Below are 13,594 nucleotides of genomic sequence, written 5' to 3' on the forward strand. Positions count from 1 at the left end.
AATGTTTAACGGGTAAATATTCAGTAGTTAATTTTTAAAGAATGTGGGGGAGATTAAATGAGTGATAAAACAGTTTATGATGTTATTGATACAGGTGTGAATTATCTATTATCAGTTTATGATAATTGGAACGTTGAGAAAGTATTAGATAAAGAGAATGATGTTTTTCCAAATACTTTACATTGGCAATTTGGACATGTTTTAACTATCTTCGATTCTGCTTTATCAATGGGTTCTCAAAATGCCGTTGATATTGAAACGTATACTAAATTATTTGGTTATGGTTCTAGTCCTGAAAACTGGGAGGAACAAGACATACCATCAATTGAATCGATTAAAGAGGACTTAAAAACAATTCCAGATCGTGCTCGTCAACTTACTGATGAACAACTATCACAAGAACTTGAACAACCGATTGCTGGCTGCAAAACACTTAACGAATTATTAGTGTTAAATGCCATTCACGTCCCATTACATGCAGGCAAAATTGAAGAAATGGCTCGTGTGCTTAAACAGGCCAAGTAATCCAAGTTTCATAATAAATACTTTGAGGGGATAAATATGAATATTATTGCGAATAGTATCTTTGTAGATAATCAAGAAGAAGCTTTACAATTTTTATACAGACATTTTAGGTTTTGAAAAGAAAATAGATGAACCTGTAGGCGAAGGATTTAGATGGCTTACTTTAGTATCTCCGAATCAACCAGATGGTGCTCAATTGGTCTTAGAACCAAATGGCAACCCTATTGCAAGTGATTATCAACAACGTCTATTCGAAGCCAACATACCTATTACGATGTTCGGCGTAGAAAATGTACAACAAACCTATGATGCATTAACGCAAAAAGGTGTTCACTTTACCGTTGAACCGACTACAAGGGGTAGTGCTAAAATGGCCATTTTCAACGATACTTGCGGTAATTTAATTCAAATAGTAGAACAATAAAGAATGAAACGCTTAACATAGTTTATTACTACAAACTGTTAAGCGTTTTTTTATAAGCTTCTACTTACCACTCTTCTTTAACATCCCCATATTCTTCTCTTAATAGACTATACACATAACTATCTGAGAACGCTCCACGTAGACGTTCACTATCTCTCAACACGCCCTCTTGCGTAAAACCAAGTCGCTCAGGTATGGCCCTGCTTTTCGGATTGCGCGTCGACATTTGAATTTCCACACGATTTACATCAAATTCTTCGTACACATAGCGAATCAACGCCTTTGTGCATGCTGTCATAATCCCTTTTTTCTGAAAGTGCTCTGCCAAATAGTAACCGATAGACGTTCGTTTGTTAACAAGATCTAAATAATGCAAGCCGATGACTCCTACAAGTTCCTTGTCATACCATCATATGCCGCAATGAAATCCATATCCGCATCAGTGCGGTTTTTAAATACAACTCCTCATTTCTTATTCGCGTGTAAACTGTTGCAATAGTGAATAGATAAAATTTTTACTATATTCAACCTTCTTTATTTATTCAGCAAAAGGTAGAAATTCTGATAGATACTTACGATTACTATCTATTAATTTAAATAGTTATTCTGCTTCACTTCTCGTTCTTCAAATATTTTTAATTTCAAAAGTTCATTAATTTGATATCCAAATATAATTAGAATCTCTTATATTTTTAAAACATGAAAGAAATTATAACCAAAGCAACATATTACACAATTCAAAGGTATAAACTTATTACATGTTTGTAAAATTTTAAACTTATTCATTATTCTTTTAACTATATATGTTAAGCTTTTATACATCTACTTTATTAAATTTGAAAGGAGTTAAATACATGGAAAACAAATCTAAACAGTTTTCAAATGTATTTATTTTTGCTTCAGTTACTGTAGGGTTACTGGTAATTATTGGAGCCATCTTCCCTAATCAATTTGGTTCAATTTCAGGAGCAATCGGAAGTTTTATTACAGAAACATTCGGTTGGTACTATATGTTACTTATTAGTATTATTCTGATATTTTGTATCACTCTTATTTTTCATCCAATTGGAAAGCTTAAATTAGGAAAACCTGATGATAAACCAGAATTTAATACTATTTCATGGCTAACAATGCTATTTAGTGCAGGTATGGGTATTGGGCTTGTATTCTATGGATCTTCTGAGCCCATTTCACATTATCTATCTCCACCAACAGCGAGTAAAGAAACAGAAGCTGCTCTAGCTGAAGCTATGCGTTCAAGTTTCTTACATTATGGACTACATCCTTGGGCAGTTTACGGTATTGTTGCTTTGGCCCTTGCATATACACAGTTTAGAAAAAATGACTTAGGACTCATTTCTCGTACATTACGTCCTATTTTCGGAAATAAAGTAGAAGGTCCATTAGGTACTGTTATAGATGTTCTAGCTGTTTTTGCTACTATTATTGGGGTGGCAGTGTCACTTGGTGTTGGCGCCATGCAAATTAACGGTGGTTTAAATTATTTATTTGGAGTGCCAAACAATAAGCTTATTCAAGGTGTTATTATTCTTATTGTTACAGTTTTATTCTTACTTAGTGCTTGGAGTGGCTTAAGCAAAGGTATTCAGTATTTAAGTAATTTAAATATGCTTTTAGCTGCGATGTTACTTATTATTATTCTAATTGTAGGTCCTACAATTTTAATTATGAATATGTTTACATCCTCAATTGGTGAATATTTGAATACCCTTATTTTTAATAGCTTTGATGTTGCTCCACTTAATTCACAAAAACATGAATGGTTACAGTCATGGACGATTTATTATTGGGGCTGGTGGATGAGTTGGTCACCATTTGTAGGTATCTTCATCGCACGTATTTCGAAAGGTCGTTCAATTCGTGAATTCGTTATAGCAGTATTAGGTGTTCCTACAATTATTAGTATGCTATGGTTTACAGCCTTTGGTATTACTGGTATTGAAATTGGTAAGCAATCTAAACACATCTTTAGTATGCCACCTGAAACACAATTATTTGGTATTTTCAATGAAATGCCTATGGGTACAATTTTATCGTTTATCGCTATTATCTTAGTAGGCTCGTTCTTTATTACATCCGCAGACTCAGCTACATTTGTATTAGGTATGCAAACATCATTTGGACGTTTAAATCCATCCGGTTTTGTTAAGATTGTTTGGGGAGTCATGTTATCAGCGATTGCCTACGTACTTTTACTATCTGGTGGATCGACAGGTCTAGATGCTCTGCAATCAGCTGCTATTATTTCAGCATTACCATTTAGTTTTGTTGTTATTTTAATGATGATTTCATTTTTCAAAGATGCAAATCAAGAAAGAAAATTCTTAGGTTTAACCTTACAACCTGATCATCAACGTAAAAAGAACTATATTAAAAATAACACAAACCAACAACCTAAAATTAAATAGGACAAAACCTGAGACATTATTAAATGTCTCAGGTTTTATATATTGATGGTAGTCGATGATTAAATTGAAAATGCATTTGTCGCAAGCTTTCTTCTACTTTAGTCCTCTTTTTTGGGGACGACAAATTCAAAATGAATTCTATCTTACTTTTTTGGTTTGTATGGTATATATACATGAACAATACGATAAAATAAGTGATCACAACGAATTAGATACGTTCGTTGTGATCACTTATTTTTCAAATGTTCTTGGATTAAAAATTAGTTTCAATTCGTTAAATGGCCAATATCTCCAAACTACTTTATCTACAATTTTTTATCAACAAGACCAACCACATCAAATTGGCTATCTATACTATTATAAATAAATCTATTCGTTCTGCCACTCATTCATCCCAATCTATACATTAACTAAATAAAAAATTTCATATAATATATTTTTATATTAAATGTTAAAAACTATCCTTTTAGGGTAAGACGTAAATAAACATGCTTTTCAAAGGTGATTTATAAATGATTTATAATAAATTAATTAGTGGTGTATTAGCTTTTACAATAATTTTGAGTGGATGTAGCTTAAACCTGAATTTAGATGATAAAGATAAAAAAAGTTCGAATGATCCACAACAATCAAAAGTGACACAAAATGATAAAAACTCATCAAATGACCAAAATGAATCAGAGAATAATATCAATAATCAAAATATTAGTAAATCTTCAACAGCTAAAGAAAATGATCAACAACCTCCAATAAATAAAAAACCTATAAGTGAATATCATGCATTAAATGTAGCTAAAATTTATGCTAAAAAATATTTAAATTCTGGACGAGAACAAAGTGAATTTTATATTGATAAAAATGCAACAAATAATGAAGCTTATTTTGTTAATTTTAAAAACGGAACAGTTGCTGGGCCTGCATTAACACAAACAATTAAGGTTAATAAATATCGTGGAGAAGTTATAGATAGTTATACTAATGCAACTGATGAAGAAATGAAACAATTTAATAAGGCTAAAGAACAAAAGCATGGTCAAAATCAAGAAGACAATAATCAAATTACTAATGATAATCAAGAAGAAACAAACACCAAAAATCAATCATCGGAAGATAAAGAAGGTACGGAATCTAATCATAATGATGATAATGTGCAAGAAGAATCATCGTCTTCTGAGGATCAACAAGCACAAGACAAATCATCAGAAAATGATTAGTAGCTTAAATCTATGTAATTTAGACTATATTTTTAACATATTTTAGTGGAAATAGATAGAATACAAGAAAAATAAGGAGTGTTAAGTATGGCTAATAAAATTGCAATTGCTGGGGCGGGTGCAATGGGAAGTCGTATTGGTACTTACCTAAAACAAAGTGGACAAGATGTTACATTAATAGATTACTGGAAAGATCATGTTCATCGAATAAATGAAAAAGGAGTAGAAGTTCAAACTGAACATGATACTTATACTGTTGAAATGCATGCCACATTCCCTGAAGAGGTCAATCAAACCTATGATATTATCGTACTTTTAACAAAATCAATGCAATCTGAACAAATGTTGCAAATTTTAAAAGAGCAGGGAGCAATTAGCGAGGATACTGCCATCTTATGTATGATGAATGGTTTAGGCCATGACGAACGTCTATCACAATTCGTTCCAAAATCACAAATTTTCTTAGCCGTAACAATGTGGACAGCTGGATTACGTGGTCCAGGTCAATTGCTATTAGAAGGTGAAGGTTCAATTGACTTTCAACGTGCTGATGGTAAAAAAGACCCACGTACTCAAGAAATTGCAGATATCTTAAATCAAGCTCATTTAAATGCCACTATCAGTAATGATGTATTTAAAGCAATATGGTCTAAAGCCACGCTTAACAGTGTTTTAAATCCACTGTGCACGATATTAGATAAAACAATCGGTGAATTGGGCGCTTATGATCATTCTAGAGCAATGATACGCCCAATCATTGAAGAAATTGTCGACGTAGCACATGCTAAAAATGTAGATATTCATATTAACGACTTAATCTCGAAAATTGAAGCAGCTTATCCTGATCATGCACAAGGTTTACACTATCCTTCAATGCATCAAGATTATAATCATGGTCGTTTAACTGAAATAGATTACTTAAATGGTCAAATTGTGAACTATGGTAAATCATTAGGTATCGCAACTCCTAATAATGAACTGATTACTCATCTCATTCATCAATTAGAAATGAAGTTAAATAAACGTTAATATGAAATAATGTAAAATTAAACTATACTTTTTTGTGAATTATTTGAAAGAATTGGTATTTTTTTGATAAAACTCAATTGTTGTCATTGCCCTAAATAATATATATATATTGATTTTTAAATTAACTTGTAAATGAATAATCAATATTAAATCTTTCTAAATAAGAATAAAATAATAAGACCACTAGTCAAAATTGTTAGACTAATGGTCTTATTATTTTATATATTATTTGTAAATATTTTAATTACTTTTTCAATAGCTTTATCCCAAAATGCATAATCATGTTTTCCTGAGCTCTTTATAAAGTCATACTGTACATTTTTTTTATCTAAATAGTTAATAAAATCTAAGTTACCTTTATAAAGTTCATCTTCTGTACCACACATAATTAATAACTCTGGCAAATCAATATTTTTCTCTATAGCTTTATCAACGAGATGATAAGGATCAAAATTACTACCAACTATCTCCTTATCCGTTCCAACTATAGACTCTGGTGAAAAATCATACCATTTGTATTTTTTAAGCATAGAAACGTCGAATGCAGCAGATAAAGGAGCAGCTTTAGAAAACAACTGACTTTGTGTTAATGCAAATTTAATTGTTCCATATCCTCCCATTGAATGCCCTGCAATAAAATTATCTTCTCTTTTTTTAGACAACGGTAAAATCTGGTGTACATAATTGTAAACTTCTAAAATGTAATCATAATAACTGTGTCCAAAAGCCATATTCGTATAAAAACTGTGATCTGCATTAGGCATTATAATCGCTAATTGATATTCATTAGCATAGCGTTCTATACTTGTATATCTCATATACGAATGAGTGTCGCTAGATAGTCCATGAAATAACATCATTGTTTTAAGTTTTTTTGTTTCGTTCGCTGAATCAAAATAACTGTCATCTTCAGGTAAAATAACATTTAAAGATTGATGCATTCCAAGCGTTTTTGATAAATAATTCATCTGGATTAAAGCCATATTATCTACTCCTTAAATACTTTATTAATTATTCGTTTGTGTAGCTGGATCTAATTTTTTCTCTGCTAGACGTAAAATAATATCTATAAGGATTACTATCACAACAATGGGTAATGCACCAGCCAAGATAAATAGTGTGCCATCAGTAGCATTCGTACCACGAATAACGACATCACCAAGTGAAGGCGCTCCAATGAACGAACCAACAGCAACAACACCTATTGCAACTACTAGTGCAATACGTATGCCTCCAATAATTACTGATAAAGAAAGTGGTAACTCAATCATACGTAAGACTTGATTACGTGTCATTCCCATTCCTTTTCCAGCATCTTTAATATTGATATCCACTTCATTAATACCAGTATACGTATTTTTTATAATAGGAAGAAGTGCATATAAGAAAACAGTGAAAATAACAGTATTAATACCTAGTCCTATTACTAACATTAAAATTGCTAACATAGCAATTACAGGCACTGTTTGAATAATGTTAGCTAATGTAATAATAATTCCAGACAACTTACCAAACCTTGCAATAAGTATTCCAAGAGGTATACCGATAATAGCAGCAAATAATACTCCATATATTGACATTAAGAAGTGATTAATAAATAACTCCCATAGATAACCAAAATTTGTTTGATAATAATGTATTAGTTGTTCGAATAAATTACCTTCCATTAGTTTTGAACACCTTTCTGTTTAGAGTCATTTTCATCGTCAAAGTAATTATGTTTTTTTAAGAAATCTTCTGCTACTGTTGCTGGTTCTTTACCTTTTCCATCTGCTTGATAGTTTAGTTCTTGCATTTGTTCAGTTGAAATTTTACCTTCCAATTTTTTTATAATTGGTTTTAATTCTGGTTTTTCTTTTAATAATTGATCAGTCGCTAAAGGACTTGCATCATATGGTGGAAAGAAATGTTTATCATCTTTAAGTACTTTCAAATCATATGCCGCTATACGACCATCAGTAGAATAACCTACTGCTACATCTAAATTACCAGAATGTAATGCATCATAAACCAAGCCAATTTGCATAGGTCTTACTGTTTTAAAATCGATACCATATTCTTTTTTAAATCCTGAATAGCCATCACCTTTACGACTTTCCCAAGAACTATCCATACCTACCCTTAATTTATTTGCATGTTTTTTCAAATCAGAGACTGTTTCTAAATGATATTTTTTTGCTGTTTCTTTCGTTACCATCAAAGCGTAAGTATTTGCAAAACCATATGAATTAAAGAATGTTTGATGATATTTATCTTTAAAGCCTTTTTGTGTTGCCTTCATTGCTTTGTTAGGGTCTTTAATTGGATCTTCCCCTAATGCCCCTGTTAAATCAGTACCTGTATAACGTGTACCAGACATATTTGCTTGATCACTTGTAATAGCATTATGCTGAATAACACTTGATCCTAAGTTATTAATTAAAGTAGGTTGTATTTTATTATTTGTATCATGTTCAATTAAAATTCTTAACATATGTGAAATGATTTGAGATTCACTTGTGCCTAAAGATGTAATTCTAACATCGTCATCTGAATTACTATTTTTTAAACCTGGTAAACTACATCCAGACAACACAGTTAGACATAGTACAAAAACTGCAATATATTTTTTATAATATTTCATAATGTCCTCCTTTATTGTTTATCTGGAAACTTTAAGTCCTTTCGGAACTATCCACTTTTCAATTTGAGCTAAAATTAAATCTACAATTAGTGCAAGTACAGTTACTAAAATAGTACCTACGATAATCATCATTGGCTCATATAAAGCTAAACCATTGAAAATCAAGTCACCTAGTCCTCCAGCACCAACATAACTTGCTAAAGCTGCCCAGCTAATTACATATACTGAAGATAAACGGATACCACTTAAAATCATTGGTAAAGCTAATGGTAATTCGACATCTTTCATCAATTGAAAATTTGTCATACCCATACTACGTCCTGCTTCTTTTACATTGCTATCAATATTTTGGACACCTACAATTGTATTATTTAAAATTGGTAATAATACGTAAATAAATAATGCAATAATTGCTGTTGTTTTACCCACACCAAAAAGTGGAATCATTAAAGCTAAAATTGCTAAAGTTGGAATTGTTTGTAAGATTCCAGCTACAGTTAAAGAAATCTTCGATAACTTTTCTCTTTTTGATAGTAGAATCCCCAAAGGAATAGCAACAATCATAGCAAGTAATAACGCTACTACTGATATATACAGATGCTCAAAAGTTTTATTAACTAATATGCCACCATTGTCTATTAAATAACTCATACTTTATCCGCCCCTATTTCTTTAGGCTCGACAATGCCTTCATCTTCATTTATTGTTTCTTCTTCAATTTCACCCCAAAGTGTATCGTATACGATATCTACTAAGTTAGATCGAGTTACTAATCCGATTAGAGTTTTACCATCTGTATCAACAATGGGTACATTTCTTACATTACGTTTTAAAATTGTACGTACAGTATCTTGTAATTTACTATCAACTTTAACGCGATAAATATCTCGCTGCATTGTATCAATAAGTTCTTTCATTTGACGTAGTCCTTGATTAATATCTTCAATATCTAAATATCCAAGTAAATGATGTTTATTATCAATTACAAAAACTGTGTCTACTCGTCGGTTTCTCATAATATTAACTGCATCATTTAATGACTCATCAATATGTACAGTGACTGGTGTAATCATTGCATCTTTTACTGTTCGTACATTTGGTCTATCTTGAATCAAACGATTCTGACCAATAAAATCTTTAACAAAATCGTTAGCTGGATGACGTAAAATATTATCTGGTGTATCATATTGAATTACTTTACCTTCAGACATAATACAAATTTTATCTGCTAATTTAATTGCTTCATCCATATCATGTGTAACAAAAATGAATGTTTTTCCTAGTTGTTTTTGTAATTTTTTCACTAAATCTTGTAATGTGTCTCTGGTAATTGGATCTAATGCACCAAATGGCTCATCCATTAAAATAATATCTTGCTCAGCTGCCAAGGCACGTACTACACCAATACGTTGTTGTTGTCCACCAGATAATTGTGAAGGATATCTATCTAAATATTCTTCAGGCAAATCTGCAAGTTTAATCAACTCTTTTGCTTTTCTGTCTTTTTTCTCTTGCGACCATTTTAATAGTTTAGGTACAAGTACAATATTTTCTTTAACTGTCATATGAGGCATTAGACCAATTTGTTGAATCACATAACCAATATTTCTTCTTAATTCTACTGCATTGATATCTTTAATATTCTTACCATTAATTGTAATCTCACCATCTGATGATTCGATCATTCTATTAATCATTCTTAATGCGGTTGTTTTACCACTCCCACTTGTTCCTATGAAAGCAACAAAATCTCCTGATTCAATATCAATGTTCATATTATCTACTGCTTTTTTCCCACCTGCATAGACTTTTGATAAGTTTCTAATACTTAACATATATCCAGTCCTCTCTTTTTTATATTTATTACAAACTGAGGACTTAAAGTGTATGTTATACAAAGTTTACTAAGTAAAAACAAGGCACATTAAGTCCTCAATATTTCAATCATTCAATTATTAACTACTAAATTAGCCTCTATTTTCTTCTATTAATTCCTATTCGATGTCCTAATTGTTTAGGTCTTTCATTAATAGGGATTGTATTAAAATATAACTCTATAGATTCTAATATTTGTTCAGGAAAAGGTGCTGATCTATTTGTATTTATATCTATTCCCATCAACATAACTTCATATATGGCGCTACATATATCATCCTTATTAAACATTTCCATATAAACGTGTACACGTTTACTATCGTAATCATAAAGATGTACTTTTACCTGAATATTTTCGTCTTCTTTCATTTCTTTTAAAAATGTTATATGATTTTCTAATGTGAAAATTGTATACTGCAATCTTTGAATTGTTTCTTGATTAAGACCAATTAATGCTAACCATGCATCTGTTGCATCACTAAAAACACGGTTGTATTCAGCATCATTCATATGTCCGTTATAATCAACCCATTCTTTTTTTACATTTGTTTGGTAAATATAATGTTCTGACATATTAATTTACCACTTGATGTTTTTTAGATTTTTTCATTGAATCTGTATCTTCTGGCCAATATTCTTCTGCGAGTTGTTTTACTTTAATCAAGAATTCATTACGTTTTTGATCAAGTTCTGACATTGTATATCCTTGTGATGTCGCTTCACTACCGCTCACTACTTTTTCGTAAAGATCCTCTGTCAATTCTGGCGCAATTAACTTAGTCCATGGTTTTTTCAATGCAGGACCAAATTGTTTAAGCATGTGTCTCATACCACCTTCGCCACCTGCAAGATGAAATGTCATGAATGGTCCATATTGTGCATAACGTAAACCAGCTGCATGCGTAAATGCTTTATCTACTTCTTCTGTTGTCGCAATACCATCATTAACAATATGTAGAGATTCTCTCCATAATGCCTCCATTAGACGATCTGCAATATGTCCTTCAATTTCATTTCTTACATGGAGGACATCCATGCCAATATTCTCATAAATTTCCTCAGCTTTAATAATCGTTTCTTCTGAAGTACTTTGACCTGGTACAATCTCAACAAGAGGTAAGATATATACTGGATGGAAAGGATGTGCTACTACTAAACGTTCAGGATTCTTTAAATTTTTTTGCAATTCAGTTGGTATAATACCAGATGTACTTGAACCAATAATAGCAGACGGTTTCGCATAAAAATCAATTTCTTTTAAAACAGAATCTTTAATAGATTCTACTTCCGGAACATTTTCTTGAATAAGGTCTGCATCTTTAACTGCTGCTTTCAAATCTGTAGTAAAGCTTAAATTATCTAGTGATGCATTCTTAGCTAACCCCATTTTTTTAGCATAAGGCCAGTTTTGTTTAACTTGTGTTAGCATTCTTTCATAGGCACCTTCGCTAGGATCTGTAGCAACGACTTCATGCCCATGAGCGAGTATTCTTGTTATCCAGCCACTACCAATTACGCCTGTTCCAACTACTGCGAACTTCATTATTTACCTCCTTGATTATTTTTAAGATTAAGTTTCTCTCTTGCTTCTGCAGGTGTTAATGGGACTAAATCATATTCTTTCATTATTTTCTTAGCTTCTTCAACTAATGCTTCGTTTGTTGCTTTAACACCTTTTGAAATATACAAGTTATCTTCAAGACCAACACGAATATTTCCACCGCGTTTAGCAACTTCTCTAACTGTCGGTAATTGCATTCTACCAATACCGAATGCAGACCATTGTGCATCTTCAGGGATTCTTGAAATAAGATAGTCTAACGTTTGACCATCATTTTCAGCACCCCAAGGTATACCTAAACAAAATTGGAACATAGGTTGTTCGACTAAGCCTTCTTTAACAAGTTGCTTTGCAAAACTGACATGACCTGTATCAAAACATTCAAGTTCTGGTTGTACACCTGCATCTTTAATCATTTGCGCTTGTTCTCTCAGCCATGAAGCGGGACTAATATATATCGAATCTCCCATATTAACGCTGCCACAATCAAGCGTACACATTTCTGGTAATGTGTCACCTACTGGTCTATGACGCTCTTTAGGCGTTTGAATCCAGGTTCCTTTACCACCTGTTTCTGGGTGTTCTTGACTTGGAATAAAGTCGCCACCGCCACCAGCTGTTACATTAATAATAATATCTTCGTCTGCCTCTCTAATGAGTCTTACAGTTTCACTATACAGTTCTGGATCATGACTCACCCCGCCTGTTTTAGGGTCTCTAACATGAATATGTGCTACTGTTGCTCCAGCTTTTGCACACTTAATTGCTGAATCAGCAAGTTCTTGTGGTGTTACTGGAACATTTTCATTTTTGTCAATTGTATCTCCAGCGCCTGTAATTGCTGCAGTTAATAACACTTTTTTCAAGATAAGCACTCCTTTATATTTTAAATACGTTACAAACTATACCAACTGGTCGGTAAAGTTTCAACCGTAGCATAAAAAATAAGCTGAAAAGTTTCAATCTCACCTAACAGCTTAAAACCTGAAAATTTATTTTTTTTCTTTATTAATACCTACTTCTACGTTTTCTTTTAACCGATTTATTACTCTTTCACGCATTGATTCATCAATTGCACTTATTCCAAAAACTTCTGATAACCATAAACCATCAACAGCTAACCTAATGATTGTTGCATCTATTTCATCTAGACCGTCATTAACAATTTGAGATTGCCAATCTTCATATAAAGATTTTAATGGTAAGAGTAGCGCTTTATTTGAACCTTGTGCAGCAAGCATTGCAGAAGTAATAGGCGCATTTTCAACACGATGCTCTTTCGTTGCTTCAATAAACGCATTTAACCATTGTCCTTGTTTACAATGTGTATTATCAATATGACTATTTACATTTTCTCGATATAATTCATTAGCATAATTGACAAGTTCTTTTATTAGACCTTCTCTATTTTTAACATGATAAAGCAAACCACCCTTGCTTATACTTGCTTCTTTTGCTACTGCATCTAATGTTAAATAGTCAGTACCTTGTCTATTTACTATATTAGCTGCAGATTCTAAAATATACTGTTTCTTAGATTTCCTCGTCATCAATTCACCCTCTTCCAATTAAAATCAATATTGTTTACATAATACTCTTAAATAGATAGAGATTATTATATTATATAAATTATTTTAAAAAAAGTTTTACGTTCTAATCTTTTTAACTATATTAAAAATGATTACACTTAAAAAATGTATAAAGTATGTGAGAATAAGACAAAGAATTCAAAATGCATTCTTCTTCCTATCCCAACTGTGTATGTAACCTAATTTATATTTAATATAAACTTCTTTTACGAAAGTCCTAGCTCTATGACTTAAATCAAATTGAACTTAAATTTTTTAACCTTTTGTATTGATTGTATAAGAGTAGAAGTGAAAAACTTAATATAAGTGTATTTTCTTTCATTTT

14 protein-coding genes and 2 pseudogenes are annotated in these 13,594 nt (G+C 31.7%); 6 read left to right on the plus strand and 10 right to left on the minus strand.

The genetic code is table 11. From position 1 onward, the window contains the following. Positions 1 to 57 precede the first annotated feature (57 nt). Both HMPREF2715_RS10295 and HMPREF2715_RS10300 read left to right on the plus strand, forming a co-directional pair. A complete protein-coding gene (locus HMPREF2715_RS10295; protein ID WP_037551811.1) occupies positions 58 to 525 on the plus strand; it encodes a bacillithiol transferase BstA in 468 nt (155 codons plus the stop codon). A 36-nt stretch (positions 526 to 561) separates the two neighbouring features. Further along, positions 562 to 949: pseudogene (locus tag HMPREF2715_RS10300) on the plus strand (VOC family protein). Positions 950 to 1,013: 64 nt separating this feature from the next. Here the strand turns inward: HMPREF2715_RS10300 and HMPREF2715_RS12115 are convergent. After that, positions 1,014 to 1,621 (minus strand): annotated as a pseudogene (locus HMPREF2715_RS12115) (GNAT family N-acetyltransferase). 182 nt (positions 1,622 to 1,803) lie between these two features. On the opposite strand from HMPREF2715_RS12115, the gene HMPREF2715_RS10310 reads away from it, so the two are divergent. The 4 genes from HMPREF2715_RS10310 to HMPREF2715_RS10325 all read left to right on the plus strand — a co-directional run bounded on the left by HMPREF2715_RS10310 (position 1,804) and on the right by HMPREF2715_RS10325 (position 5,621). After that, entirely contained in the window at positions 1,804 to 3,378 is a 1,575-nt protein-coding gene (locus HMPREF2715_RS10310; protein WP_070840028.1) for a BCCT family transporter, read from the plus strand. A 55-nt stretch (positions 3,379 to 3,433) separates the two neighbouring features. Further along, the gene (locus tag HMPREF2715_RS12120; RefSeq protein WP_070840030.1) at positions 3,434 to 3,745 is read left to right on the plus strand and encodes a hypothetical protein; all 312 of its coding nucleotides are present in this window, start codon (positions 3,434 to 3,436) and stop codon (positions 3,743 to 3,745) included. Positions 3,746 to 3,890: 145 nt separating this feature from the next. After that, positions 3,891 to 4,592, plus strand: coding sequence for a hypothetical protein (locus tag HMPREF2715_RS10320; RefSeq protein WP_070840033.1), 702 nt, complete (start codon positions 3,891 to 3,893; stop codon positions 4,590 to 4,592). Between the two features lie 87 nt (positions 4,593 to 4,679). Further along, complete coding sequence (locus tag HMPREF2715_RS10325; RefSeq protein ID WP_070840037.1) at positions 4,680 to 5,621, plus strand: ketopantoate reductase family protein; 942 nt, start codon at positions 4,680 to 4,682, stop codon at positions 5,619 to 5,621. A gap of 218 nt (positions 5,622 to 5,839) precedes the next feature. Here the strand turns inward: HMPREF2715_RS10325 and HMPREF2715_RS10330 are convergent, their stop codons facing one another. The 9 genes from HMPREF2715_RS10330 to HMPREF2715_RS10370 form a co-directional block, all read right to left on the minus strand. Continuing rightward, entirely contained in the window at positions 5,840 to 6,604 is a 765-nt protein-coding gene (locus tag HMPREF2715_RS10330) for an alpha/beta hydrolase (protein WP_002502244.1), read from the minus strand. A 24-nt stretch (positions 6,605 to 6,628) separates the two neighbouring features. After that, positions 6,629 to 7,288: an ABC transporter permease gene (locus tag HMPREF2715_RS10335; protein ID WP_016930948.1), complete on the minus strand. Its 660-nt coding sequence runs from the start codon at positions 7,286 to 7,288 to the stop codon at positions 6,629 to 6,631. Then, the gene (locus HMPREF2715_RS10340) at positions 7,288 to 8,244 is read right to left on the minus strand and encodes an osmoprotectant ABC transporter substrate-binding protein (RefSeq protein WP_002502246.1); all 957 of its coding nucleotides are present in this window, start codon (positions 8,242 to 8,244) and stop codon (positions 7,288 to 7,290) included. Before HMPREF2715_RS10340 ends, HMPREF2715_RS10335 begins: the two co-directional genes overlap by 1 nt. Before the next feature lie 18 nt (positions 8,245 to 8,262). After that, entirely contained in the window at positions 8,263 to 8,895 is a 633-nt protein-coding gene (locus HMPREF2715_RS10345; protein ID WP_002502247.1) for an ABC transporter permease, read from the minus strand. Beyond that, positions 8,892 to 10,079: a betaine/proline/choline family ABC transporter ATP-binding protein gene (locus HMPREF2715_RS10350; RefSeq protein WP_016930946.1), complete on the minus strand. Its 1,188-nt coding sequence runs from the start codon at positions 10,077 to 10,079 to the stop codon at positions 8,892 to 8,894. The genes HMPREF2715_RS10345 and HMPREF2715_RS10350 overlap by 4 nt, the downstream gene beginning before the upstream one ends. A 139-nt stretch (positions 10,080 to 10,218) precedes the next feature. Then, complete coding sequence (locus tag HMPREF2715_RS10355) at positions 10,219 to 10,692, minus strand: thioesterase family protein (RefSeq protein ID WP_016930945.1); 474 nt, start codon at positions 10,690 to 10,692, stop codon at positions 10,219 to 10,221. Between the two features lies 1 nt (position 10,693). Continuing rightward, positions 10,694 to 11,662: a 3-hydroxyacyl-CoA dehydrogenase NAD-binding domain-containing protein gene (locus tag HMPREF2715_RS10360; RefSeq protein WP_070840041.1), complete on the minus strand. Its 969-nt coding sequence runs from the start codon at positions 11,660 to 11,662 to the stop codon at positions 10,694 to 10,696. Then, the gene (locus HMPREF2715_RS10365; protein ID WP_016930943.1) at positions 11,662 to 12,546 is read right to left on the minus strand and encodes a beta-keto acid cleavage family enzyme; all 885 of its coding nucleotides are present in this window, start codon (positions 12,544 to 12,546) and stop codon (positions 11,662 to 11,664) included. Before HMPREF2715_RS10365 ends, HMPREF2715_RS10360 begins: the two co-directional genes overlap by 1 nt. Before the next feature lie 126 nt (positions 12,547 to 12,672). Beyond that, positions 12,673 to 13,230, minus strand: coding sequence for a TetR/AcrR family transcriptional regulator (locus HMPREF2715_RS10370; protein ID WP_016930942.1), 558 nt, complete (start codon positions 13,228 to 13,230; stop codon positions 12,673 to 12,675). Between the last annotated feature and the right edge of the window lie 364 nt (positions 13,231 to 13,594).

The sequence above is a fragment of the Staphylococcus sp. HMSC062A01 genome (assembly GCF_001836805.1).
Classification (GTDB): Bacteria; Bacillota; Bacilli; order Staphylococcales; family Staphylococcaceae; genus Staphylococcus; species Staphylococcus haemolyticus.

Excerpts from the sequence above, each read along its gene's own strand:
- HMPREF2715_RS10360 (WP_070840041.1), bottom strand. The coding sequence starts at position 11,662 with ATGAAGTTCGCAGTAGTTGGAACAGGCGTAATTGGTAGTGGCTGGATA.
- HMPREF2715_RS10350 (WP_016930946.1), bottom strand. The coding sequence starts at position 10,079 with ATGTTAAGTATTAGAAACTTATCAAAAGTCTATGCAGGTGGGAAAAAA.
- HMPREF2715_RS10335 (WP_016930948.1), bottom strand. The coding sequence starts at position 7,288 with ATGGAAGGTAATTTATTCGAACAACTAATACATTATTATCAAACAAAT.
- HMPREF2715_RS10355 (WP_016930945.1), bottom strand. The coding sequence starts at position 10,692 with ATGTCAGAACATTATATTTACCAAACAAATGTAAAAAAAGAATGGGTT.
- HMPREF2715_RS10320 (WP_070840033.1), top strand. The coding sequence starts at position 3,891 with ATGATTTATAATAAATTAATTAGTGGTGTATTAGCTTTTACAATAATT.
- HMPREF2715_RS10340 (WP_002502246.1), bottom strand. The coding sequence starts at position 8,244 with ATGAAATATTATAAAAAATATATTGCAGTTTTTGTACTATGTCTAACT.
- HMPREF2715_RS12120 (WP_070840030.1), top strand. The coding sequence starts at position 3,434 with ATGATTAAATTGAAAATGCATTTGTCGCAAGCTTTCTTCTACTTTAGT.
- HMPREF2715_RS10330 (WP_002502244.1), bottom strand. The coding sequence starts at position 6,604 with ATGGCTTTAATCCAGATGAATTATTTATCAAAAACGCTTGGAATGCAT.
- HMPREF2715_RS10310 (WP_070840028.1), top strand. The coding sequence starts at position 1,804 with ATGGAAAACAAATCTAAACAGTTTTCAAATGTATTTATTTTTGCTTCA.
- HMPREF2715_RS10370 (WP_016930942.1), bottom strand. The coding sequence starts at position 13,230 with ATGACGAGGAAATCTAAGAAACAGTATATTTTAGAATCTGCAGCTAAT.
- HMPREF2715_RS10345 (WP_002502247.1), bottom strand. The coding sequence starts at position 8,895 with ATGAGTTATTTAATAGACAATGGTGGCATATTAGTTAATAAAACTTTT.
- HMPREF2715_RS10295 (WP_037551811.1), top strand. The coding sequence starts at position 58 with ATGAGTGATAAAACAGTTTATGATGTTATTGATACAGGTGTGAATTAT.
- HMPREF2715_RS10325 (WP_070840037.1), top strand. The coding sequence starts at position 4,680 with ATGGCTAATAAAATTGCAATTGCTGGGGCGGGTGCAATGGGAAGTCGT.